The following is a 25,268-nucleotide window of genomic DNA, read 5'->3' on the forward strand; positions in this document are numbered from 1 at the left end:
AAGTATTCTCTCATATGATAAAAAAGACATTTAGTTGGAGGCATTGTGCTAATCTTCGTAATTTAGGGTCCTCAATACTGTAAAGTATGCAACTTCTTAAGTCAATTATAGCTATGGCCGCTTTCTTTCAGCTCTGGGGCAGTAATGCAGACGCCCAAATTAAAACAGGAGATAAAATACCCGCCTTCTCTTTACAGGATCAAAATGGGAAAACCTTTGATGTTACTACTGTTTTAGGAAAACAGCCACTGGTAATTTATTTTTATCCGAAAGATGAAACCAGTGTATGTACCAAAGAAGCTTGTTCTTTCCGCGACTCGTTCCAGGACTTCCAGCAGTATGGCGCTATGGTAATCGGTATCAGTTCAGATGGTGTGGCGTCGCATAAAAGCTTTGCTACACATCACAACCTTCCTTTTACCCTGTTGAGTGATCCAAAAAATGAAGTGCGTAAACTGTTTGGTGTGCCTAAAACGTTTGTGATACCTGGCCGTGTTACTTATATCGTGGATAAGAAAGGCATTGTGGTACATGAGTTTAACTCCCTGCGTGATGGAGAGAAACATGTAACAGAAGCGTTGGCCGCTTTGAAGAAAATGCAATAACTATTTCTTTACCTCCTTTTGTTCCACTATTTTACCTGACGCTATAATCCGCCAGGTAGTATAAGTGCTGTCTATAGGCACAATGGAATCTGAATCAAGATCCAGATGAGACATCTCCAATACCTGGATGGTAGTGTCGTTGAGGAAATTCCGGGTGTATTCACTGATATAGTGGCCATAGTCGCCATCACATTCCATACTTAGCATCTTCCAGTCTATGGTTACCATGGATGCTTTGTCGATTGTTACCACATAATGATTGGCACAACCCTGTTGATCATTCCCCCAAAATGTAGCCAAAGCAAAACGTCTTCCTACGGGGAAGAATATACGAGAACCGGTAATTGTATTGGTGGAGTCCAATCCGGGAAGATGCCATCTGACTTGTTCCGGTGTTAACTCCAGTCCGTGCTGGATACTATCGAAGAAGGTATATGGCTCCGGGCGTGCAGGGAGGCTGATCTCTTTTGGAGCAGGTTGTTCGGACGGTATTGGCGCCTGGTTCGCACAGGCTGCCAGCGATAAACACAGGGCGGGATAATAAAATTTCATAGCATCTCAAGATACTATAAACGTCTTAAATCTCTAAACGAACTAATTTCTTCTTTCAGGGCAAACAATTGTATACCCCATATCAAGCCACGCACCAGTGCAAAAGCTACCAGGGCCAGGGAAAAGGAGACCTGCATAAAGCTGCCTTCCTCGCGGTTGGTGAGCGTTATCACGCGGATGAGGAATACTAAAGCTACTGCGAGGAAAATACCGGCTTTAACGCCGGTGGTACGCATCTGCTTACTGAAATACTCATTAAATCCTTTAACGGCGGCAATGCTGGCTTCTGGTTGAGTTACACCAGCAGCCAGGAGTCGTTGCTCCAGGTCGGCCACCCGACGTTGTTTATGATATTCTGAGAAATAAGTGGTAATGATCTCCGCCTGCGTAGTTTCCATGATACTAAAATGAGGGTGCAAGGTACAAAAAAGGCGATGGATATACATCCACCGCCTGCATATAAATCATGAACATTTACTAAGCTTCTTTCAGGAACGGATACCGGTAATCGGTAGCAGGAACGAAAGTTTCCTTGATACTTCTTGCACTCAGCCAACGGTAGAGGTTCAGCATAGAGCCGGCTTTATCGTTGGTACCGGAAGCGCGGGCGCCGCCAAATGGCTGCTGGCCTACTACTGCGCCGGTTGGCTTATCGTTGATATAGAAGTTACCTGCACTGTTTACCAGTTTGCGGGTAGCCAGTTCCACCGCATAACGATCCTGTGCAATGATAGCACCGGTTAATGCGTATTCGGAAGTGGTATCTACTACCTGCATGATTTCTTCAAACTTATCGGCTTCATATACGTGGATCGTCAGCACTGGGCCGAAGATTTCCTCGCACATGGTAATGTACTTAGGATCGGTGGTTTCAATGATGGTAGGCTCAATGAAATAACCTTCTGCTTTGCTGTAGTTACCGCCCGCAATGATTTTTACGGAAGGATCTTTCTTTGCATTATCGATGTATTGCGCAATTTTATCGAAAGAGCGTTCATCGATTACTGCATTGATGAAGTTGCTGAAATCTTCTGTGGTACCCATTTTCATGGTTTTCAGTTCGGCAACTAATTTTGATTTTATATTGTCAGCAAGATTGTTTGGTATGTATGCACGGGAGGCAGCAGAACATTTCTGGCCCTGGTATTCGAAAGCGCCACGGGCTAAGGCGGTAACAGCAATATCTACATCGGCTGATTTGTGAATGAGCACGAAGTCTTTACCACCTGTTTCCCCTACGATGCGTGGGTATGTTTTGTATTTGTGAATGTTTTCGCCGATGGTTTTCCACATAGTCTGGAATACGCCGGTAGAACCGGTGAAGTGGATACCAGCGAAGTGAGGATCTGCGAAGCAGATATCGCCGATGAGCGGACCGCCTGCATATACCAGGTTGATTACACCAGCAGGTAATCCTGCTTCTATCAGCACTTTCATGATGATCTGAGCGGCAAACACCTGTGTATTAGCGGGCTTCCACACTACTACGTTACCGCACATGGCTGCGGAAGTAGGCAGGTTACCAGCAATAGCGGTGAAGTTAAATGGCGTAACCGCGAGTACGAAACCTTCGAGTGGACGATATTCTACGCGGTTGTGAATGCCTGGCGCACATACAGGCTGCTGGCGATAAATTTCGCTCAGGAAGTGCACATTGTAGCGGAGGAAGTCGATCAGTTCACAAGCACTGTCTATTTCAGCCTGGTAAGCATTTTTGCTTTGACCGAGCATGGTAGCAGCGTTGATATGATAGCGATATTTGGTAGCTAGGAGTTCAGCAGCGCGTAAGAAGATGCCGGCGCGTTGCTCCCAATCCATATTAGCCCATTTTTCACGGGCATCCAAAGCGGCTTTGATAGCGGCTTTCACGTGGGAGGCCTCCCCCATATGGAAATGACCTAATTTGTGCTTGATTTCGTGCGGAGGGTGCAGATCTACCGTTTTACCGGTACGAATTTCTTCACCGCCGATGTACATAGGTATATCAGCTACTTCTCCCTTAAATGCGGCTAATTGTTTCTTTAGGGCAATTCTCTCAGCGGAACCTGGCGCATAAGACAACACAGGCTCATTGGCTGGCGCTGCGTATTCAAAGTATCCTGTATTCATTGTAACCTGATTTTATATTTGTTTATTTGGCTATTTATAGGCCTGGTGAAAATACCGGGACTGTAAACAACCAAATAAACAAACGACTACGTGTTTTGTTTCCGCAGCAAAATTAATGGTTACAAAGCCTAAAGGCTTAATAATAATTAGTAGATCCTTATTAATTATTGTCCTCTTCCTTCTGCATCATCAGGTAAGCTTTGATAAATCCGTTGAGTTCACCGTCCATTACAGGCCCTACGTTACCTACTTCAAAATCGGTGCGGTGGTCTTTGATCATTTTATACGGATGGAATACGTATGATCTGATCTGTGAGCCCCATTCGATTTTGCGTTTGTTGGCGTTGGCTGCATTTTTCAGCTCTTCTCTTTTACGGATCTCTTCTTCATACAAGCGCGACTTTAACATGGTGAGCGCCTTTTCGCGGTTCTCTCCCTGTGTACGGGCCTGCTGACATTCGATGATGATTCCGGAAGGGATGTGCTTCAATCGCACCGCCGTTTCCACCTTGTTTACGTTCTGTCCGCCCTTACCACCGGAACGATAGAATTCCCATTCCAGGTCTGCAGGGTTTACAGCAATCTCGATAGTATTGTCTACTAACGGATATACATATACGGAGGCGAAAGAGGTGTGCCGGCGCGCATTGGAGTCAAATGGTGAAATACGTACCAGTCGGTGTACCCCGCTTTCTGCTTTGAGGTGACCATAAGCAAAGTCGCCATCAAATTCCAGTGTAGCGGATTTAATCCCGGCACCATCCCCATATTGTGTATCAATTTCTGATACTTTCCAACCTTGTTTCTCTCCATACATGCGGTACATACGCAGCAGCATTTCGGCCCAATCCTGGCTTTCCGTGCCGCCTGCACCGGAGTTAATGGTGAGTACTGCAGGCATTTCATCTTCCGGCTGGTTTAAAGTAGATTTAAACTCCAGATCGTCCAATGCCACTACTGCAGCACCATACGCCTGTTCTACTTCTTCCTCGGAAGCTTCTCCTTCTTTGAAAAAATCGTTCAGGACCGCACTATCATCGATAGCCGCGTTTACCTGATCGTAAAGGTCCACCCAATATTTGTTTACCTTAATTTCCTTCAGAATCGAAGTTGCTCTGACGTTGTCGTCCCAGAAACCGGGCGCCAGGCTTAGTTGTTTGTCGTTTTCTATTTTAGCTAATCGGTCAGGTACGTTAAAGAAAACCTCCCAGGACATATAAACGGTCCCTCATAGCTTTAAGTTGCTCAGCTGTCATAGCTGGCAAATGTATGTAAAAATACAGATATCTGCTAATGTCGGCTAAGTTTGTTTTACTTGTCCATTTTAGCATAATATTTGCGCCATAACGCGGTAACCATGTCGCTAATATTACAAAAAGTGTTTATTCATTATGGTCAGCCATGAAACCCTCATTTTTAAGAACAAGTCTATCTTTAATACGCTCGGTTATATCCTCATGTTAACAGTCAATGTACTGGCAGTGGCCCTTCCCATCAATGGCAAAACCACCGCCCAGATTTCGGAGGAATATCCCAATCTTTTTGCACCGGCGCATTTCACATTTTTGATCTGGGGGCTGATCTATTTTTCTATTGGCGTATTTATTATTTACCAGCTCTGGCTGGCCTTCTCCAACAAACATCCGGATGCTTTATCCCGGCTGATGCAGAAAATGAAGGAATGGTTTCTCATCTCCTCCGTGGCCAATGCCTGCTGGCTTTTTGCCTGGCACTACCACCTGATTCCTGTTAGTGTAGTCATCATGTTTATACTACTCATTTCCATCGTGATCATTCACCTGAACTTTCGCATAGGCACGGTACCCGCTACATTACCTGAAAGATGGTTTGTCCATTTCCCTTTCAGTCTTTACCTGGGCTGGCTGGCCATTGCCACCATGGCCAACATCACTACCCTGCTGGTATACGCCGGCTGGGAAGGCAACCTGCACAATCAAATCCGCTGGACCATCGGCATGATTGGACTGGGTACCTTGTCCAGCATGGCCATGGTATTGCTTCGCAACAATATCGTGTACGCACTTGTTAGTGTATGGGCATTCTACGGCATCCTGGTGAAAAGAAAATCAATGGATATACTGGAAGAGAATGCCATTGTGCATAGCTGCATCATTGCCATCGGCATTATTGCCATCACAATTTCCTGGCAATTCTACAGGAAACAGAAATCCTGATACTAAAAGATTATTTTTGACGCGCATTTAATATATACACTACTATGTTTCCATCTACCAATCCAACTACCACCAAATCGTGGGATGCTTTAAAGAAACACGCTGAAGAAATGAAAAAGGTACATATGCGTGCCTTGTTTATGGAGAATAAAGAACGCTTTAGTCAATTCTCACTGCAGTTTGAAGACATCCTTTTCGATTATTCCAAGAATATTATTACTGAAGATACCCGCAACCTCTTATTAGGCCTGGCCAATGAATGTGGGGTGCCCGCCGCTATCCAGGCGATGTTTGGTGCAGAAAAAATCAATGTCACCGAAAACCGTGCGGTACTGCATACCGCCTTACGCAATACTTCCGACAAACCAGTGATGCTGGATGGCCGCGATGTAATGCCAGATGTAAAAGCAGTACTGAACAAAATGGATCACATCTGCCGGCAAATTCATTCCGGTGAATGGAAGGGATATACGGGTAAGCCTATACGTTATATTGTAAACATCGGTATCGGTGGTTCCGACCTGGGTCCGGTAATGGTAACAGAGGCACTGAAGCCTTACTGGAAACCTAACATCCAGACTTACTTCGTTTCCAATGTAGACGGTACACACATCGCTGAAACGCTGAAGAAAATAACACCGGATGAAACCCTGTTCCTGATTGCTTCCAAAACCTTTACCACGCAGGAAACCATGACCAATGCGCACACCGCACGCAGCTGGTTCCTGGAACATGCTGAAGACGAAAAGTTCATCGCCAAACATTTTGCAGCCTTGTCTACCAATGAAAAAGCAGTGACAGCTTTTGGTATCGATCCTAAAAACATGTTCGAATTCTGGGATTGGGTAGGTGGCCGTTATTCCTTATGGTCCGCTATTGGTTTATCCATTGCCCTCACCATTGGCTTCGACAACTTCACCGAGTTACTGGAAGGCGCACACGTAGTAGATCGCCACTTTGCTGAAACACCATTGGAACAAAATATCCCGGTGACCATGGCGCTCATCGGTCTTTGGTACGGCAACTTCTTTGGCAGCGCTACAGAAGCAATACTTCCGTACGACCAATACATGCACCGTTTTGCAGCTTACTTCCAACAGGGTAATATGGAAAGCAATGGTAAAACAGCAGATCGTACAGGCCATAACGTTAGTTATGAAACCGGGCCGATTGTATGGGGTGAACCAGGTACTAACGGACAACATGCTTTCTACCAACTGATTCACCAGGGTACACGTATAATCCCCTGCGATTTTATCGCACCAGCCATCAGCCACAACCCAATCGGCGACCATCATGTGAAGCTGTTATCCAACTTCTTTGCGCAAACAGAAGCACTGATGAATGGTAAAACAGAAGCGGAAGTACGTGCAGAACTGGAAAAGTCAGGCGCCTCTGCAGAAGAGCTGGCGAAGATTGTACCATCGAAAATATTCAGCGGTAATCGTCCTACTAACTCCTTCCTGCTCAAGAAAATTACGCCTCGTTCACTGGGCTCACTGATAGCCCTATACGAACATAAGATCTTCGTACAGGGAGTGATCTGGAATATCTATAGCTTTGACCAATGGGGCGTAGAATTAGGCAAACAATTGGCTAGTAAAATACTGCCGGAGCTGGAAAACAACAATGTGATATTGAACCACGATGCCAGCACCAATGGGCTCATTAATGCCTGGAAAGCTATGCGGACAGCATAAAGCATAAAGCGGAAAGCAAAAAGCCATTGAGGCGATTGATCAAAGCGAATATAATATACGCACTGGTCAATCGCCTCAATGGCTTTTTGCTTTCCGCTTTATGCTTTTACCTCAATAAAGAACCCCCGGAGAAATCCGGGGGTTGACAATTATTTTAAGTAAAAAAATTGAGTAAAAAATCTTACCATTTATCTACCTCATCTGAGCTATGTGAAGCTGGCGCAGCAACTGACGCCTCTACAGGAACTGCTTCAACTGCAGCTGGAGTGCGTACTTCCGCACCTTCTGCACCGTCTGCATCTGTTTCGTCCTGTTCTTCCTGCACATAATCATGGTTGTACGCATCAAAGTCGAAATCGGGCATCAATTCTGTTTTAACATAGTTGATGGTTTCGGTCAGTGCGTTCAGGAACTTGTTGAAGTCTTCCTTGTACAGGAATACTTTGTGCCTGTCATAACCATTGTCATTAAAACGTTTCTTACTTTCTGTTATAGTAAGAAAATAGTCGTTTCCCCGAGTGGTCTTTACATCAAAGAAGTACGTTCTTCTTTTGCCCGCTTTCAATCGTTTAGAAAAGATGCTATCATTGTTTCTTTCCTGTTGATTGTTGTTTTCGTACGCCACAGTTGATAGATTTAAGTGTTAACGAATCAAATCCTGTTACAATAAGAAACAAATATACTATTGTTTTACAAATATCAAAATATTTTTAAATGATTTTGAAAAATCATAAAACCAGCGTGTAACCGGCTTCCGTGGGGGATATACAAGCACATGATTGCTACTCAGTTACACTTTCCTCCTCTCCGGATTGCTGACGGTTATACAGATCTGCGTAGTAACCATTCAATGATAATAAATCACTATGCGTACCTTGTTCAACGATCTTTCCTTCGTCCAGAACGATGATTTTATCGAATTCAAATAGTGCAAAAATGCGATGGGTAATGATGATGGCCGTTTTGTTTTTCAGATAGGCATACAGGTTGCCTATGATCTCTTTCTCTGTGCGGGCATCTACGGCCGACAGGCAGTCGTCGAAAATGAGGATATCCGGATTCTTGATCAATGCGCGGGCAATGGAAATACGTTGCTTCTGTCCGCCACTCAACGTCACCCCCCGCTCTCCTATTTCCGTATCAAATCCTTCATTAAAGCCCAGGATATCTTTCTCTACAGAAGCCTGTCTGGCAGCGGTTTGCACCGTTTGCAGGCTGGCAGCAGGATCTCCGAAACGAATGTTATTGGCAATGCTGTCGGAAAACAGGAATACGTCCTGTGGCACATAACTAATCTGACTACGTAAGCTGGAGAGTTCCAGCTGTCGCACATCCAGATTATCTACCATCACTTTTCCCTTTTGCGGATCATACATACGGATGAGCAGCTGTGCCAGCGTGCTCTTGCCGGAGCCGGTACGACCAATAACAGCGACCTTTTGACCGGGCGCAATGTCCAGGTTGAAGTTACTGATAGCAGTGATACCGGTATGCGGATAAGTGAATGTTACATTCTCTAACCGCACGCCGCCCTGCAGCTTTGCCGGTTTGGCGCCAGGCAGATCCTTAATAACAGGCTCCTGCTGCAGAAATTCGTTTATACGTTGCTGTGAGGCAGCTGCGCGCTGTATCATAGCCGCTACCATGCCGATGGAGAAGAACGGAAACATGAGCATGTTTACGTAAATCACAAACTCCGCGAGGTTACCCACGGTAATATTACCATGTATCACCTGTATGCCCCCGATGAAGATAGTGAGTATCACACTCAACCCTATCATCAGCGCCATGGTAGGTTGAAACAAGGCATCTGTTTTCGCCAGGCTGATAGAGCTTTGCTTGTATGCTTCACTCGCTTCTTCGAAATGCTGTGCACTGGCTTCTTCCTGGATATAAGATTTGATGACGCGGATACCACTGTATGATTCCTGCGCAATGGAAGTAATATTTGATAACTGCGACTGTATCCTTTCACTTTTACGATGAATAATCCTGTTCACGTAATAAATCGTTAATGCCAGAAAAGGCAGTGGCGACAAGGTATACAGCGTCAACAGCGGATTCACCTGCAACATCAGGTAGACTATAATCACAATGAGAAACAGCGTACGGGACGCATACATAATGGCTGGTCCTACGTACATGCGTACCCGTGATACATCTTCGGTTATACGACTCATCAGGTCGCCGGTACGATGCATCTTAAAGAAATTCAGGTCCAGCTTCTGATAGTGCTGGTATATTTCATTCTTCAGATCGTATTCGATATGCCGGCTCATCACAATGAGTGTTTGTCTTTGCAGAAAAAGAAAGAATCCACTCAGCAATGCAAAGATCAAAATACTCACACCATAAAATGCAAGTACATGAGTAAAATCAGCGCGGAAGAAGCTTTTCAATGATGTATCACTCAGCAACCGGTATTCATCAATGTTATGAGAAAGCAGGTCAAATATCTGTCTGACCATAATGGGTTGGAAAACGCTGAATACAATAGATATCGCGGTAAACAACAATCCCAGGATCAGGCGCCATTTATTAGAGAGAAAATATTTATTAAGTGCGGCAAGGTGTTTCAATGGTTCGTCAATTTGCTAACAAAAATAAGGGATTTTGAGGAGCAGAAAGCATAAAGCCGAAAGCAAAAAGCTATTGACGCGAATGAACAAAGCGTAGTAATATTCGCAATGATCATTCGCGTCAATAGCTTTTTGCTTTCGGCTTTATGCTTTATGCTCTACTTTGCCACGAAGGAATTGAGTATTCCATCCAGTTGTGGCGCATATTTTTCTAATTCATCGGCGAGGGTGGTCATGGTAATGGCATACACAATATTACGTTTCACCAGAACGGTAACGATGATATTCAGCTTCGTACCGGTTTCCCGGTGTGTATACTGGCATTTCAACCATTTTGCCTTTACATCTGTAACGGTGCGTTCTCCGTCTTCCAGTTGCCGATAGCCGTCGAAATAATTTTGCATTTCCTGTTGGGTAGCTGCCATGTATTTATCTAACGAAGACCCATTTTTCAACTCCTGGGTAATAATATTTACATTGGCCTGAAATGCGCTACCTGCTTGGGCAGGAGCCATCATAAAGGTATATTCCACCCGGCTGATGACGGTATCTTTTTTACTCCAGCCTTCGGGTGTTTGTACAGAAAAGGTGCCGTTACCCGCATTCATGCCAGGCGCTTTCCCGGCCTGTTCCAGTATTTCAGCGCTGCTTAATTCTTTAGGAGATTTGGTGCCGTTGTTACAGGCGCTCATGCTTAACAAACAAACTGCCGCGGAGATCAATTGTATTTTCATCGTGCACAAAAGGGATAAAACTGCTCCGGTAGTAAGCTACCAGAGCAGTTAAAATGATTATAAACTTTTCAGTGCAGCTATAATTCTGGATTCTGCATCCGCAGCCGCAACTTCTTCTTTCACAAATTTTTGACCGGTAATGTTTTCGAACAGCTCGATGTAACGCTCGCTTACGCTGTTTACAAATTCGTCTGTCATTTCCGGTACCTGTTGTCCGTCTTTACCCTGGAAACCGTTATCCATCAGCCATTCGCGAACAAACTCTTTACTGAGTTGTTTTTGTTGGGTACCATTTTTCTGATTTTCTTCGTAGCCTTCTGCGTAGAAGTAACGGGAAGAATCTGGTGTATGGATTTCGTCGATTACGTAGATGGTATCGCCGATTTTTCCAAACTCATATTTGGTATCTACCAGGATCAGTCCACGTGCACTTGCCATTTCCTTACCTCTCTGGAACAAGGCGAGGGTGTATTTTTCCAGTTGTTCGTAGTCTTCTTTGCTTACCAGACCTTGTGCAATGATTTCTTCACGGGAAATATCCTCATCGTGTCCTTCATGTGCTTTGGTGGTAGGTGTAATAATTGGAGCCGGGAAGAAATCGTTTTCCTTCATTCCATCAGGCATAGTAACGCCACACAATACACGCTGACCGGATTTATAAGTTCTCCAGGCATGGCCGGTAAGGTTACCACGTACCACCATTTCCACCGGGAAAGTTTCGCATTTCAAACCGATAGTAACGTTTGGCAGCGGAGATGATTTTACCCAGTTAGGCATAATATCCTTAGTGGCTTCCAACATAATAGCAGCAACCTGGTTCAGCACCTGACCTTTGAAAGGAATCGGGCGCGGCAGTACTACGTCAAATGCAGAGATACGATCACTTACTACCATTACCATCAGCCTGTCATCAATGGTGTAAACATCACGTACTTTTCCTTTGTAAAAAGCAGTTTGACCTGGCAATTTGAAATTTGACTCTAACATGAATAAAAATTAATAATTAAAGAAGTAAATCACTGTTACGAGGTGCAAAAGTAATTAGGAATCACCTGAATTTCAGCGATTGTGTGATTTTTTTTATTGACCCGGATTTTTGTTTAGGGAGATGACTACCTTTTGTTGTTTGCTATTCAGCTGACATCCGACAACTGCCGGCTGTTGCTGGCGTACGGGCGAAGCAAGCCAATGATCACTTCATTTTCCGCGTAGGGCGTCAGGTATTCCCGGAACTGATCCGCTGCTGAGGTGTCGATGTGCGCCGGGATATAGCCCATCCCGTAAAAGCGGCCCTTCTCCATCAGGATACAGCTCTTTTCTTCCGGGTGGCGGCCTTTGTCAACGATGATCACCGAGGGCTGTTGTTCCTGGAGGAACGCTACAGCCGCTTTCATACGCTCATTGTAGCTGGCCGGAGCTTCCGCTTTCTCACAGGCGCCTTTGCAGGTGGCAGCGGTAACGCCGGCACAGGTCCCACTCCCCTTTTGCAGGAAGCATAATTTAGGACATAGCTCAAACTCCTTAATCAGGGAGCGTAACAGCCGGTGTCCGTCTATCAGCAAGTTAAAGCTGTGTACCGGATGCGAATACTTGCGCTTTTTCTCGATGGCCAGCCGGAGGTAGCCCTGCTGGTCTTCAAACAGGTAGAAGCCGTAGCGGAATTCCACCCGCTTCTGGGAATAGTTGAAAACAGGCCACAGGCGCTTGATTTCTACGGACTCCAATATGCAGGCCATCAGTTCTGTGGCCGTTTCCTGATGGGTAATACTATAAATGGTTCTCAGGAAATTTTGCCGCTGACGACTGGTGCTATGTCCGGTAAAATGGCTATTAACACGCTTCTTCAGATCTTTCGCCTTACCTACGTATACAATTTTTCCTTTCTGATCATGGAAGTAGTACACGCCAGGTCTGTCTGGCAGCGACTTTACCTGATCCGGTGGCAGGTTAGGCGGCAGGAATTGTTCTTTGGAGCCCACTTTCAGGGCGGCGGCAATATGTTTTTCATTATCATTGGCCAGTAAGAGGCCGAAGAGTTTTGTAGTGGCTTCCGCATCTCCGCCGGCGCGGTGGCGGCCATTCACGGGGATACCGAAATGCCGGCAGATGTTACCGAGACTGTATGATTTCAGGCCCGGGAATATTTTCCGTCCCAGSCGCACCGTACACAGCTTTTTGCATTGCAGGTCCAACCCTGCATTGCCCAGCTGGTGCTTGATAAAGGAGTAATCGAAATTAACATTGTGCGCCACAAAAATGCGGTCTTTCAGCAAATCGTACAGCAGTGGGGCAATCGCCTCAAAGGGCGGCGCTGTTGCTACCATACTGTTACTGATACCCGTAAGTGATTCAATGTAATAAGGAATGGGGATACCGGGGTTTACCAACGTCTGGTAATGCTGCGTAATTTCCTTTCCGTCATACAAGAAAACGGCGATTTCCGTAATGCCATTAGCGCTGGCATGGCCGCCTGTCGTTTCTATATCTACAATTGCATACATCCGTTACAAAGATAGGGATTGTTGTTGCTTATGCAAGCGCCTTAATCCGAGCAGCGCCAGCAAGGTATAAAAGGCGGATAATGCCAGCAAATGCAGCACAGATGGCACATTATCGGATATGGTACCACCGGTTTGCACTACAGACTCATAGAACCGGAGAAAGGGCGTGGTAGGCACCATCGACGATACCCATTGCAAAGGCACCGGTAAGGAATCGTATGGCCACACATAGCCGGCAATCAGAAATACCGGGTAGGTAGAAAAAACCATCATCTGAGCCGCTAACAACTGACTGGGAAACATGGTACCCAGCCAAATCGCCATGGGAATGAGGGTAAAAAAGAAACAGCCAAACGCCACCACCACGTCGGATACATGCCCGCGGAAAGGAATATTCAACGTTGTATAGTTCACCGTCATGAAAAAGAAAGCATAGCAACCAAACAATATCATATAAAAAAGTCCTTTTCCCCAGAGCGTGGCCGACAGGCTGCCACCACCCATGTTCACCATTTCCGGCACCTTTATTCTTTCCTTGTCCAATGCCATACTTTCCGACAGACCTATTAATAAGGTCTGCTGTAATATCAATGCCAGTAAACCGGGCAACAGAAAAGCACCGTAGCTGGAGCGGGAATTATACATCGGGCGGTAATCCAGGTTCACAGGTTGGGTTTCCCGCATGGCCATTTGTGTATTCATGCCCTGCATTTCGTTGTATTTTAAACGTACCCCTGCCCCCACTGTGAGTGCCAGCGCGGTAATCCCCCCGGCCAATTCGCTGGATGGCAGGAAGCGCGCAGCATTTACCGCTAATACAATATCTCCTTGCTGTAAAGCGAGCACTTTCTTTTGTACGCCATTCGGGATGTAAAGATAGCCCTGGCAATTGCCGTAATACATTTTCTCCTGGGCATCTTTCAGGTCTACCGCCCCCACTACTTCCACTATCTGCATTTTGGTCAGCTGTTGCAGGAAGGTGTGGGATAACTCACTTTTATCATCATCTGCCACCGCGAGGGTCACTTTTTCTTCTACCTTATAACTATATATACTCCCATAGAAAAAAGCATACAGGATAGGCGCTATCAGCAAAGTAAGCAACAGACTGTGATCTTTAGCCACCAGCTTCAGTTCCCGCAGGAACAACCGGATAATATGACGAAAAAAATCACGCATGCGCCAATGATAATTTATTCAACCTGCGTTGCAGGAATAACAGCGCCACCGGGAGGGTAACGATGATGTAAATGAATAGCTGTCCTATTTCCTTATATACATAATGTAATGGCAATGCCATAAAATACACTTTAAAAAATCCATCCAGGAAAGGCGTAAAAGGCATCAGCCACGCGTAATACTGATCATACCAGGGCATCGCCCAGCGGGGAAAAGTAAAACCGCTGAATACAAAAGCCGGGGAAGTATAGAACAGGCCCAGGTCGCAGGACACCATTACGTCACTCACAATGGCTGACACCATAAAACCAATACTGATACAAGCAATAATGAGCAGGGTAAAAAGTGAAAACAATGCCCAGGACCCGCCAATTCTTCCGCTGGCAAAAACCGGGTATACGATACATGTTACCAGGATATAATGCATCCAGCTTACGCTCAGATATGCCAATCCCTTTCCCAGCAACACATTGGAGGCAGAGCCTTTTGCAAGCTGATTCAACTCCGCCAGCGTACCGCGCTTCCCTTCCAGGTTAATCGTCAATATGGTCACCATAATGATCATCATCTGCAACGCCACGGCAATAAGGCCTGGCACCAGGTATTGCAGGTAACTGAACTGGGGATTATACAGTATATAAGAAGTTAGTTTGATGGGTTGTACCAACGCCATAGCCCTGCCTGCCGGCATACCTGTTTTCGTGAACTTTTGCAATACCACGCCGGAACCCGCCGTAATCAATACTTTGGCGGCATCCTTATAAATCAGTTTCGCCGTTACCACAGCCGCGCCGTTGGTATAAACGGTGATATACACCGGCTGACGGCTCTTGATGTGATCATCCATGCGAACCGGGAAATGAATGGCTCCCTGGATAAGCCCCCGCTGCATCATCTCTTCTACCGTGGCCTCATTGTGTACCTGTTGCGTAATATGAATACTCTCTGTTTGTTCCAGCATGAACGTAAACTGCCTCGATAAAGGCGAATTGGACTCGTCCCAGATCGCCACCGGCAATTCACGTGCAAACTGGTTTTTATAAATGTAGCCGTATAGGAAGCATACCAGTGCCGGCAATACCAGCAGCACCAGGTAATGTTCCGGGAGCGTGAGGATACGCTTCCATTCCCGGATAGTGATATGGGTAATGGTGCGCAGCATCATGGGAGGGTCATGGAGGCAGTCATGCCGGGGCGGAGCCCTTTGATATCGGTTTGACGAATGGGTTTCAGGTCTACCGTGAAGGTACGCAGCTCAAATTTTCCGGTTTCCTTTACCGGTACCCAGTTAGCAAATGTGAGAGATGGTGCTACTTTAGATACTTCTGCTTCAAAGTTTTCTGGATCGCAGCCTGGTACCCGCATATTAAACTTACTGCCCAGTGGAAAATCTTTCATATCATCCTGCCGGATATTATAGGTAATATGATAGGTAGCTGGTTTCTGTATGGTCATCAATGGATATCCGATGGCTACAATTTCGCCTTCTTCAATGACCATGGAAGTGATAATACCATCTGAAGGTGCATGAATGTATGTATTATCCGACAAGGCTTTAGTGAGTTCATATCCCTGTTGTGCCTGGCGAACAATTGCCTCCGCGGTGGTAATCAGTTCGGGGCGGCTGCCTTGTTGCAACATATCCATATTCAGTTTGGCCGTTTCCATTTCTTTTTTGGCCGCCTGTAGTTTAAAGTAAACCAGGTCTTTTTCCTGACCGGAAATCACCTCATCATCGAACAGGTTTTGCATACGCTGATAGGTTTTCTGCATCAGCTCATATTGGCGTTGAGTGATGTTATAGAGGTTATCGGCGGCTTTGATGGCTTCCGGGCGGGCTCCTTTCTGTAAAAGTGTAAGCTGCCCTTTCGCGGCGTCTATGGCCGCTTCTGCCTGATTACGAATGGCATTTATTTCGGTGGATCTGAGTACGCCCAGCAGTTGTCCTTTACGGATGGTATCTCCCTGTTTTACCAGCAGGCTATCGAGCCGGCCGGGAAATTCAGCGGCAACATCCACATAGTCTGCATCTACCATCCCAATTACTGACTTATCTGCTGCTGCAGGCTTCTTCGCAACAAAGAACAGTGCAATAATTAATACCGCAATGGGAATCAGCAGCGCCCAATAATTTTTTAATATGCCTTTCATGAATGATGCTGTTTATCTGTCAACGTAAGTAGCAAATTGTTCCGGTGTACCTACTACATTCCAATATTCTGCCAGTGCCAGGTAGTAGCCCATCACGGCGGTATAATAGATCTTCTGCATTTCTTCTTCCTGCAAAAGTGCGTCATTGACATCTTTTACGGACGACAACTGATTCTGCATCCGGTCGGTGACCAGTGTGGTGGTGACGCGGGCCTGTTGTCTGGCGCTGTCGAGGGAGGCCACATCATTTTGGAGAGCCTTCATCTTGTTCATGGCTACACGTAGTCGCAGTTCCAATGATGTTTTAGTATTGGCTGCGGCCATCTGTGCCTCTTCCACCAGCATTTTGGAGGCTTTGGTACGCTTATACTTCTGTAATCCATCGAAAAGATTCCACTGCATTTCCACGCCAACAAGCCATGGTGGGATCGTTACGGGTAAATCTTTCTGATATAGATTTAAACTGCCGATCGCAAATATGTTGGGTAACGCCAGTGAGCGGGAGGCTTTCAGGGCTACATTGGCGAGATCCGTTTTATTTTCCACCAAACGGTAGGTCGGGTTATTGGTGAGTTGCGTCATTTGCCCGTCGCCGGCAACAGGTTTCAGCTCATACTGCAGGGTATCTTCAATGATGATAGGCGTTTCCAGCGGCTGGCCCAGGAGGTTGTTCAGCTCCAGCAGCGCATTTTCTTTTTCCAGTTCGAGGTTACTGTACCGGCTGGTGGCCTGTATATAGGCTACCCTGGCCCAGTTGAGCAGATATGGGGGTAATATCTGATTATCTTTCAGTGAAGTAGCGTAATCGCGGTTCTTCTTAAACGCTTCTACAATCACTTCTTCATGTGCCATCATCGTATTGAGGTAAAGGATACGGATATACTGAGCGCCAATGGCGAAGTATAATCCCTTTTCGACTACCTGTTGATTGAATTGCCCACCTACCACCTGGGTACGTGCCAGCTGCTGTGCAGCGGCAATTTTCCCTCCCAGGTAAATGGGCTGACGCAATGCCAGCGCGGCGGTAAAGTAAGATTGTTTGGATAGCTCAGGGTTATAGTCCGGGTAAAAAGTATTGATAATCCCTTTCGTACCATTATAGATGACATCCTTTACACTTTGGGGAAGTGGCTGGCCGGTGATTTGTTGAAATACGGTATTGGCGGTATTTACACTTTGGGCAGATGATCCATTGACTACACCATCTTTTACCTGCTGCAGATTTATCTCCAGTGGTTTACCCAGGTAATTATATCCCGCCAGGAGATCCAGCTTCGGGTAATAGCTGCTGTTCTCTGCCTGTAGGTTGTATTCTCTTGCCTGTAAGGAGCGTTGGGCCTGCTGGATGAGGGTATTCCCATTCTTTGCGAGTTGATAACATTGTTTTAAGGTCAGCTGTTGCCCGTTCTGTTGTGCCCTCACATGTAATACAGTCAATAACGGTATTAAAAGCAGGTAGTATCTCATACGGTTCTCTTTTCATCAGGAAGGCGGCGCCAACCCCAACACCAACAAACAATATTTTATGAATAATGTTTAAAAATTATACATAATTTGATAATAAAGTACTTACCTGAAATTTGTTATCTTTAGTAGCTGTCATAAATAGTACATCAATTACGGCATTTGGTCCATTTTAGCCCTGCCTCTTTCAACCGACATTTGTGATAGCGAAGCACTAAACAATAAGCAGGAATACTTGTTAGAATATAGCCCTGCAGCGACTTACGCGGCAACGATCATTTCATTGATTCATTTTAAAATTACATTTACTTATGGCAAAACAACAATGGGCCGTAGACCTTAGTCACAGTGAGCTGGGATTCAAAATCCGCCACCTGATGATCACCAATATCAGTGGTAAATTTTACAACTTCAACGTAGAAGCTGAAACAGAAGAAGAAGACTTTATGACAGCAAAAGTAAAAGTAACCGTAGATGTAGATTCTATTTCTACGGGTAGTGATGACCGTGATAAGCACCTTCGTTCTCCTGATTTCTTTGACGTTAATACCCATCGGAACATCACATTTGTAGCTACCAAATATGAGAATATAGACAATGATGGCTCTTATGAATTATACGGAGATCTGACCATCCGCGATGTTACCAAAAACATTAAGCTTTCTGTAGAATTCGGCGGTGTGGTAAAAGATCCATGGGGCAATACCAAAGCAGGTTTTACCATCAATGGAAAAATTAACCGTAAAGATTTTGGTCTCAACTGGAATGCAGTTACAGAAGCTGGCGGCGTTATGGTAAGTGACGAAGTGAAAATAAACGGCGAAGTGCAGTTGATTAAAAAATAGTTGTTTGCATTTAGCTGTTAGCTACCCCATCGCTAACAGCTGAATCAACCGCTTAAAGATAAAAGGAGTAACTATGAACGACATAACAGGTATCCATCATGTGACGGCGATTGCTGGCAATGCTAAAAAGAATTATGATTTTTATACCCGGGTAATGGGGTTACGTTTTGTAAAGAAAACTGTCAACTTTGATGACCCGCATACTTATCATTTTTATTATGGAGACGAAACTGGTACACCTGGCACAATCCTCACATTTTTCCCCTGGCAGGATATTACGACGGGCCGCAGAGGCACACATATGGCCACCGAAGTGGGTTATTCCATTCCTGAGGGCAGTATTGATTTCTGGCTGAAAAGATTGGATAAAGAGAATGTTATCTATAATAAACCTTCTGCCAAATTCGGCGACATCTACCTGACTTTTATTGATCCTGACGGATTAAAAGTAGAGTTAACAGTACCGGAAAAAGCAGATAACAGACAGCCCTGGGTTACCAATGAAGTAACAGAAGCAAATGCCACCCGTGGCTTTCATCATGTTACCCTTACTTTGGACGACATACAACCTACGGCTGATTTGCTGGTATCTGTGTTCGGATATCAATTGGAAAAAAATCACACCAATCGCTACCGGTTTGCCCCGCCTGCCGGTGATACCGCCAACTATATTGACCTGGTAGAAGCCAAGGGGGAACCCCGGGGTCATGTAGCAGGTGGCAGTGTACATCATATTGCTTTCCGCATGAAAGATGATGCCATGCAAATGCATTATCGGCAACTGTTGGAAGACCGTGGCTTAAACGTCACGCCACAACTAGATCGCAAATATTTCCGTTCCGTATACTTCCGGGAACCGGGTGGGGTTTTATTTGAACTGGCTACCGATACACCGGGATTTACGGTAGATGAGCCGGCAGCAGAACTGGGTACCCACCTGATGTTACCAGAACAGTATGAAGCGCAACGGGAAGAGATTGTGCAAAAACTGATAAAACTGGACTGATATGCATTTCAGGCCAATACAATACATATTCCAGCCGGTTGACAACGGCGCCGCCTATACGTTGTTACTGCCAACCGCCAAATAATTTCAGTAAATTAAAGACATGGATCAGGAAGTAAAAGTAAGTTTATCAGGTCACCTCTACCAGGTATCTATTAGTGCAAGGGACCACCGCTGGCTGGGAGATGAACCGGAAGAAGTGGGTGGCGGAGATACAGGACCACAACCCGGAGAGTTATTATTGAGCAGCCTGGCTGCCTGTACAGCGATCACCGTAAAAATGTACGCCAACCGAAAGAAATGGCCCGTGGAAAATATAGAGATTGAGTTGCGCTACAACAGCGCCGCCAAACCTACTCCGCAAACCACCGTCATTGATATGGAGGTTCATTTTGTAGGCGATCTCACCGACGAACAACGGGCCAGATTGTTGGAGATAGCCCACTCCTGTCCTATTCACAAAGCTTTGACCAACCCTATTATAGTGAATACAAAAGCTGTTTAAACGATGAAAGACATCACCAAACACTACACCAACGGAGAAGTGACCATTGTATGGAAGCCCAATGTCTGTATCCATTCAGAAGTGTGCTTTCATGGTCTTCCCGCGGTATTCAACCCAAATCAAAAGCCCTGGATTCAGGCAGATGCAGCCACCACAGAACAGATTGTGGCACAGGTAAAACAATGTCCTTCCGGTGCGCTCACCTATTTTATGAACGCCGACGTAGCGGCAGAAGGCGGCGTAGCGCCTGAAATCACCGCGGAAAGCATTGTAGAACCAACGCCCAACGGGCCTTTGCTGGTGTATGGAAATATTATTGTGCGGGATGCCAATGGCAAGGAAACCCGTAAGAATAAGGTAACTGCTTTTTGTCGTTGTGGCGCTTCATCCAACAAACCATACTGCGATGGTACGCATACAAAAATCAAATTTTCGGACAAGTCCTGAGCTGCGGCAAAGGAATTGCCCAATACATCACCTACTTTAGCTACAACTTTATGGAACTCACTATTCAAAACAATACTGCCAAACATCAGTTTGAAACCGTGGTAGACGGCCACACCGCGCTGATTGCCTACACATTATTTCCCGGAGGCATTGCCTATGTTCACACAGAAGTTCCACCGGAACTGGAAGGCAAAGGCATCGCCGGGCAAATGGCCAAATATGTACTGGAGTATGCKCGGGAAAATCACCTGAAGGTAAAGCCATACTGTCCTTACGTAAATGCCTATATGAAAAGGCATCCGGAGTATAATGATTTGCTCTGAAGCAGAAAGCACAAAGGCGAAAGCAAAAAGCTATTGTAGCGGATAATGAAAGCGAGTATTATTAACTTAATCGCATCCGTCATCCGCTACAATAGCTTTTTGCTTTCGCCTTTGTGCTTTCTGCTCCTCCAATTTCGTAATTTCATTTTCTTAAAACTATCGCTATGGAACTATTAAAGTTTATCCAGCAGCCCTGGCATTGGTCCATATCCGGGCTATTGATAGGCCTCACGGTGCCGGTACTACTAATACTGGGCAATAAGGCCTTTGGTATTTCTTCTTCACTGCGGCATATTTGCGCTGCCTGTTTTCCGGCTAACATTTCCTTCTTCAAATACGACTGGAAAAAGGAATCCTGGAATTTGTTTTTTGTAGCGGGTATTTTGCTGGGAGGCTTTCTGGCAGCACATTATCTGCAGGATGGTCAGGATATACAAGTGGCAACGGCCACGCAACAACGACTGGCTACCTACGGCATACATGACTACAGTGCTTTGTTACCGCCGGAAATATTCAGCTGGTCGAATCTGTTTACCTGGAAGGGATTGGTCTTTTTTGTGCTGGGAGGCTTCCTTGTTGGGTTTGGTACCCGCTACGCTGGTGGCTGTACGTCCGGACATTCTATTATGGGGTTGTCTAATCTTCAATGGCCTTCGCTGGTGGCTACCTGCTGCTTTATGGCCGGCGGTTTCTTTAGTGCCAATGTATTGATCCCTTATTTCTTTAAATGTTTTCAATGATGAAGAATATTAAATTTCTGGTAGCAGGTGTTTTCTTCGGTGTGGTGCTGGTAAAAGCGCAGGTGATCAGCTGGTTCCGTATACAGGAGATGTTTCAGCTTACTTCGTTTCATATGTATGGTGTAATTGGCACTGCCGTAGTCACTGGTATTATTTCGTTGCAACTGATCAAACGGTTCAATATAAAAACGATTGCCGGCGAACCTATTAGTGTAGCGCCCAAAACATTTAACAAAGGTCAAATAATCGGTGGGTTGTTATTTGGTTTGGGATGGGCTATCACCGGTGCTTGTCCGGGTCCGTTGTTTGCGCAGATTGGTACCGGCTTCACGGTGGTGGGTGTTACTTTACTCAGCGCTATTGCAGGTACGTGGGTATATGGTGCGCTGAAGTCCCGCCTTCCTCATTAAAAAAAGCTTCAAGGAGCTGGCCCTTGAAGCTATCATTGCAATTCCCGTGATTCACTGAAAATCTGTTACGCTATTTTTTCAAACTGGTTTGAATGGCTTTGGCGGAATCCAGGTGCGCTTTTAAAGTTGGTAATGTATTACGGGCCCATGTTTTCAGATCTGCGTCCGTTACATTATCAGATGCTTTTTCAAATTCACTTACTACTTTTTCATGTCCCTCTACCATCATGTCGATGTAGTGCTTATCAAAGTCCTTCCCTGTTTTCTTCGCCATGTCATCCATGTGTTTTTTATCTTCTGTTGATAATTCTGCTGGTAATGTGATATTCTCTTTTTGTGCCAGTGCTTTCAGTTCATCACCAGCTTTGGTGTGATCATTCACCATCATGGTACCAAAAGATTTCACCTTTGGATTCTGTGCTTTCTCTTGCGCCAGTTTTCCCAACTCCACTTCATGCATATTGGCATTAGCCGCATCCACCGCAAATTGTGATGATTTCTCATCTACTGGTTTAACTACCTGATTGATATCTTGTGCACTGTCTACCGGTTTTTCATTTTGTGGATTCTTTGCATTGTTTCCACAGGATTGCGTCATCCACATGGCTAAAAATGTTGCTGACAAGACGAGGAGCTTCTTCATGATGTATTGTTTTGGGTTGGTAATACGTGTGTCTGTTTATACCAACTCACTTTGCAAAAACGGTACCCGGAAAAAGCGGCCTCACGGAAACACAATACCAGACAGCATTACAAAACAATACTTCCAAACTAGCGAGCACAAATTATTGTAGATGGTTTTCCCCACAGCGCGAAAAAAAACTGGTGACGCTGCCTGCATTTCTGCAAGCGACGTCACCAGTTTATGGGAAAGAAAATTAATTAGATTGTGCCAGCGAATAAATCACTATGATGGCGAGGATAATGATCAATATCAATCCTACGATCTTCATCCAGCTGTAAGGACGATCACCGGTTACTTCACCAGTGCAGGCATTTACCACAAAGTGATATAGCTTACCATTGTAGCGATAAGCACTGATCCAAACAGGGAGTAACAGGTATTTCAAGCCCAGGTTATTGTATTCCACATCATAGCTGTCGATGCTTTGTTCATCTCCCCCAATATCATCTCTGATCTCTTCGCGAATAACCGGGTCCATTCTTTTCTTGGCCACTACCAACGCCTGTTCCGCATTGGTTTGATAGATTTCAGCGCGGAAGCCACTCAGGTAGCGTCCATCATATTTTTTGAGCTGATCCAGTAGCCAGGGTTCCAGGATTTCCGCCATTTTCAAAGGCAGTGAAGGACTGGCAGATACCAATACATCGCGGAAGTTGTTATTTACCCTGCCGGAAGTTGGATACCATGCGGTATGTCTTACTTCCCGGGTACGGGTTTCTGTTCTTCCGTTTACTTCTTCTGTATAGGTTTCTGTGGTATAATAATATTCACCGCGTTGCCCCGAATACTCAGTATATGTATCCGTATCATAGCTCCAGTGAGGAATATACACCCCTTTCAATTGTTGTGAGGAGCCGTCTTTCACTTTCTTCACCATATCTGATGGTGCAAACCAGAGTTTACCCATCCAGGTTCTGAAATATTGCACGGCCTCACTATCTTTCACCACGAAGGGCAACACATAATGCGGCTGAAGAATAGCCGTCGTTTGCGCAGTATCCACTACCAGTGGCGACGCGCAGAACGGGCAGGAATCGGCCGTTACATTAGGTAGCATGGTGGTAGAGGCACCGCAACCGGTACACTTGACCACTACTGCCTCCTGCGTTGTTTCGGTATGACTTTGCTGATCTGCAATAAATTGCTCGTAGTCGACCGGCTGAATGGCAACCGGCAAGGTGGCTTCTTCGATCTGATTTACCGTACCACAGTATTCGCATTTCAGGCTATTGGTACCTGGTGCATAATGCAGTATTGCTCCGCAGTTTTGACATTTTAGTGAATTGACTGTTTCACTTGTTTTTTCCTCAAAAGACATAGGAATATTTTGGAGCGGCTGTAGCAAAGGACAAAGGATCTTGTGATAGAAGCGCTCTGGCATTTGCTACAGCCGGATCTTTAGTTTTATGGTAATGGTGGAGGCACGGTAGCTAATACCGGCGCCAGTTCTGGAACGGTAGATGCGGCAGACCAGGCGGCCATACCGGTTTTCCATACCAGTGTTTGTGCATTCAGACTACCCGCAGCGGCCAGTTGACGCAGTTGCTCCTGATCAAAAGGACCACTTTGTTTACCGTCTACCGCTACATAGAAAGGAGCGGCTGTTGGCAAAGGAGGTGGTGCGCCACCGCCCACGTTAGGCTGCTGATTATTATTTTGGAAGATGTTCCCTACTTGTCCCATCATGGCTGCGCCCATACCCGCGCCTAATCCTGCCGCAGCAAGTCCGCCACCGGAAGGATTTTCTGCTGCCTTTTCCATGGCATTTGCAGCCTGGAACTGTGAATATGCACCCAGGTTGCCCACGATGCCAATGCTGCTGCGCTTATCAAGTGCAGCTTCTACTTCAGGCGGCAGGGAAATATTTTCGATGAGGAATTTGGTCAGTTCCAGTCCCAGTTCATTAAACTCTGATCCGATTTTACCGGTGATCTGGGTGGATACTTCTTCATAATTGGCAGCCAGGTCCAGTACAGGGATTTTAGCTTCTGCGATGGCTTCCATACCACGGGATACCGCCAGGTTGCGCAATTGCTCGTTAATCCCTTCTACCGTGAATTCCGGATTAGTGGCAGATACTTCTTTCAGGAAAGAGCCGGGGTCTTTCACGCGGAAAGCGTAGCTACCAAAAGCGCGGACACGCAATGGTCCAAACTCCGCATCACGGAGCATTACCGGATTCTTGGTTCCCCATTTCTGGTTAGTGAACTGCCGCATGCTCACAAAGAACACATCAGCTTTGAAAGGGCTGTTAAAGCCATATTTCCATCCCTGTAATGTACTCAGTACAGGCATATTTTGTGTAGTCAGTGAATACATGCCGGGTTGAAAAACATCGGCAATCTTACCTTCATTCATAAAAACAGCCACCTGTGATTCACGCACAGTGAGCTTGGCATTCATTTTTATTTCATTCTGGTAACGGGGAAACTTCCACACAATGGTGTCTGTGGACGCGTCCGTCCACTCAATAATGTCAATAAATTCGTTCCTGAGCTTATCAAAAATTCCCATAGTAACAGGTTTTATACGCTGCCA

General features: G+C 45.6%; 26 protein-coding genes. 10 read left to right on the plus strand and 16 right to left on the minus strand.

Annotated elements, in window-relative coordinates; all coding sequences use genetic code 11:
- Positions 1-86 precede the first annotated feature (86 nt).
- Complete coding sequence (locus tag AC1DFM_RS20460) at positions 87-605, plus strand: peroxiredoxin (RefSeq protein ID WP_477078610.1); 519 nt, start codon at positions 87-89, stop codon at positions 603-605.
- Here the strand turns inward: AC1DFM_RS20460 and AC1DFM_RS20465 are convergent, their stop codons facing one another.
- The 4 genes from AC1DFM_RS20465 to prfB all read right to left on the minus strand — a co-directional run bounded on the left by AC1DFM_RS20465 (position 606) and on the right by prfB (position 4,522).
- The gene (locus AC1DFM_RS20465) at positions 606-1,157 is read right to left on the minus strand and encodes a hypothetical protein (protein WP_477078611.1); all 552 of its coding nucleotides are present in this window, start codon (positions 1,155-1,157) and stop codon (positions 606-608) included.
- 14 nt (positions 1,158-1,171) lie between these two features.
- Entirely contained in the window at positions 1,172-1,555 is a 384-nt protein-coding gene (locus AC1DFM_RS20470) for a hypothetical protein (RefSeq protein ID WP_477078612.1), read from the minus strand.
- Positions 1,556-1,634: 79 nt separating this feature from the next.
- Positions 1,635-3,266: an L-glutamate gamma-semialdehyde dehydrogenase gene (pruA, locus tag AC1DFM_RS20475; RefSeq protein WP_477078613.1), complete on the minus strand. Its 1,632-nt coding sequence runs from the start codon at positions 3,264-3,266 to the stop codon at positions 1,635-1,637.
- Between the two features lie 160 nt (positions 3,267-3,426).
- A protein-coding gene (gene prfB, locus AC1DFM_RS20480) for a peptide chain release factor 2 (protein WP_477078614.1) occupies positions 3,427-4,522 on the minus strand; the annotation gives its coding sequence in 2 pieces (ribosomal slippage) (positions 3,427-4,461 and positions 4,463-4,522; 1,095 coding nt in all).
- A gap of 135 nt (positions 4,523-4,657) precedes the next feature.
- On the opposite strand from prfB, the gene AC1DFM_RS20485 reads away from it, so the two are divergent.
- Complete coding sequence (locus AC1DFM_RS20485) at positions 4,658-5,461, plus strand: hypothetical protein (protein WP_477078615.1); 804 nt, start codon at positions 4,658-4,660, stop codon at positions 5,459-5,461.
- A gap of 44 nt (positions 5,462-5,505) precedes the next feature.
- Positions 5,506-7,161 carry a glucose-6-phosphate isomerase gene (gene pgi, locus AC1DFM_RS20490; protein ID WP_477078616.1) on the plus strand — a complete coding sequence of 552 codons (1,656 nt, stop codon included), beginning with the start codon at positions 5,506-5,508 and terminating at the stop codon, positions 7,159-7,161.
- 181 nt (positions 7,162-7,342) lie between these two features.
- Here pgi and AC1DFM_RS20495 read toward each other — a convergent pair whose 3' ends face one another.
- The 9 genes from AC1DFM_RS20495 to AC1DFM_RS20535 form a co-directional block, all read right to left on the minus strand.
- Entirely contained in the window at positions 7,343-7,786 is a 444-nt protein-coding gene (locus tag AC1DFM_RS20495; RefSeq protein WP_477078617.1) for a DUF3276 family protein, read from the minus strand.
- Between the two features lie 157 nt (positions 7,787-7,943).
- Entirely contained in the window at positions 7,944-9,740 is a 1,797-nt protein-coding gene (locus tag AC1DFM_RS20500; RefSeq protein WP_477078618.1) for an ABC transporter ATP-binding protein, read from the minus strand.
- Between the two features lie 158 nt (positions 9,741-9,898).
- Positions 9,899-10,474, minus strand: coding sequence for a DcrB-related protein (locus tag AC1DFM_RS20505; protein WP_477078619.1), 576 nt, complete (start codon positions 10,472-10,474; stop codon positions 9,899-9,901).
- Between the two features lie 57 nt (positions 10,475-10,531).
- Entirely contained in the window at positions 10,532-11,461 is a 930-nt protein-coding gene (locus AC1DFM_RS20510) for a phosphoribosylaminoimidazolesuccinocarboxamide synthase (RefSeq protein WP_477078620.1), read from the minus strand.
- A gap of 146 nt (positions 11,462-11,607) precedes the next feature.
- Positions 11,608-12,975 (minus strand): exonuclease domain-containing protein, encoded by a 1,368-nt coding sequence (locus AC1DFM_RS20515; protein ID WP_477078621.1) that lies wholly within the window; start codon positions 12,973-12,975, stop codon positions 11,608-11,610.
- Positions 12,976-12,978: 3 nt separating this feature from the next.
- Positions 12,979-14,154, minus strand: coding sequence for an ABC transporter permease (locus tag AC1DFM_RS20520; RefSeq protein ID WP_477078622.1), 1,176 nt, complete (start codon positions 14,152-14,154; stop codon positions 12,979-12,981).
- Entirely contained in the window at positions 14,147-15,319 is a 1,173-nt protein-coding gene (locus tag AC1DFM_RS20525; protein WP_477078623.1) for an ABC transporter permease, read from the minus strand. The genes AC1DFM_RS20520 and AC1DFM_RS20525 overlap by 8 nt, the downstream gene beginning before the upstream one ends.
- A complete protein-coding gene (locus tag AC1DFM_RS20530; protein ID WP_477078624.1) occupies positions 15,316-16,305 on the minus strand; it encodes an HlyD family secretion protein in 990 nt (329 codons plus the stop codon). The genes AC1DFM_RS20525 and AC1DFM_RS20530 overlap by 4 nt, the downstream gene beginning before the upstream one ends.
- A gap of 12 nt (positions 16,306-16,317) precedes the next feature.
- Positions 16,318-17,772, minus strand: a complete 1,455-nt coding sequence (locus AC1DFM_RS20535) for a TolC family protein (protein ID WP_477078625.1) — start codon at positions 17,770-17,772, stop codon at positions 16,318-16,320.
- 308 nt (positions 17,773-18,080) lie between these two features.
- Between AC1DFM_RS20535 and AC1DFM_RS20540 the strand changes: the two genes are divergently transcribed.
- The 7 genes from AC1DFM_RS20540 (at position 18,081) to AC1DFM_RS20570 (ending at position 22,045) form a co-directional block, all read left to right on the plus strand.
- Positions 18,081-18,614 carry a YceI family protein gene (locus AC1DFM_RS20540; protein WP_477078626.1) on the plus strand — a complete coding sequence of 178 codons (534 nt, stop codon included), beginning with the start codon at positions 18,081-18,083 and terminating at the stop codon, positions 18,612-18,614.
- A gap of 73 nt (positions 18,615-18,687) precedes the next feature.
- Entirely contained in the window at positions 18,688-19,620 is a 933-nt protein-coding gene (locus AC1DFM_RS20545; RefSeq protein WP_477078627.1) for a ring-cleaving dioxygenase, read from the plus strand.
- Between the two features lie 103 nt (positions 19,621-19,723).
- Positions 19,724-20,125: an OsmC family protein gene (locus AC1DFM_RS20550; RefSeq protein WP_477078628.1), complete on the plus strand. Its 402-nt coding sequence runs from the start codon at positions 19,724-19,726 to the stop codon at positions 20,123-20,125.
- A gap of 3 nt (positions 20,126-20,128) precedes the next feature.
- Complete coding sequence (locus tag AC1DFM_RS20555; protein ID WP_477078629.1) at positions 20,129-20,572, plus strand: (4Fe-4S)-binding protein; 444 nt, start codon at positions 20,129-20,131, stop codon at positions 20,570-20,572.
- 50 nt (positions 20,573-20,622) lie between these two features.
- A complete protein-coding gene (locus AC1DFM_RS20560; protein ID WP_477078630.1) occupies positions 20,623-20,895 on the plus strand; it encodes a GNAT family N-acetyltransferase in 273 nt (90 codons plus the stop codon).
- A gap of 164 nt (positions 20,896-21,059) precedes the next feature.
- The gene (locus AC1DFM_RS20565) at positions 21,060-21,635 is read left to right on the plus strand and encodes a YeeE/YedE family protein (RefSeq protein WP_477078631.1); all 576 of its coding nucleotides are present in this window, start codon (positions 21,060-21,062) and stop codon (positions 21,633-21,635) included.
- Positions 21,632-22,045 carry a DUF6691 family protein gene (locus AC1DFM_RS20570; protein ID WP_477078632.1) on the plus strand — a complete coding sequence of 138 codons (414 nt, stop codon included), beginning with the start codon at positions 21,632-21,634 and terminating at the stop codon, positions 22,043-22,045. The genes AC1DFM_RS20565 and AC1DFM_RS20570 overlap by 4 nt, the downstream gene beginning before the upstream one ends.
- 70 nt (positions 22,046-22,115) lie before the next feature.
- Here AC1DFM_RS20570 and AC1DFM_RS20575 read toward each other — a convergent pair whose 3' ends face one another.
- The 3 genes from AC1DFM_RS20575 to AC1DFM_RS20585 all read right to left on the minus strand — a co-directional run bounded on the left by AC1DFM_RS20575 (position 22,116) and on the right by AC1DFM_RS20585 (position 25,244).
- The gene (locus tag AC1DFM_RS20575; RefSeq protein WP_477078633.1) at positions 22,116-22,688 is read right to left on the minus strand and encodes a DUF4142 domain-containing protein; all 573 of its coding nucleotides are present in this window, start codon (positions 22,686-22,688) and stop codon (positions 22,116-22,118) included.
- 235 nt (positions 22,689-22,923) lie between these two features.
- Positions 22,924-24,048: a TFIIB-type zinc ribbon-containing protein gene (locus AC1DFM_RS20580; protein ID WP_477078634.1), complete on the minus strand. Its 1,125-nt coding sequence runs from the start codon at positions 24,046-24,048 to the stop codon at positions 22,924-22,926.
- Between the two features lie 86 nt (positions 24,049-24,134).
- On the minus strand, positions 24,135-25,244 hold the full coding sequence (locus AC1DFM_RS20585) for an SPFH domain-containing protein (protein WP_477078635.1): 1,110 nt from the start codon (positions 25,242-25,244) through the stop codon (positions 24,135-24,137).
- Positions 25,245-25,268: the final 24 nt, after the last annotated feature.

The sequence above is a fragment of the Chitinophaga sp. 05T412 genome (assembly GCF_056396465.1).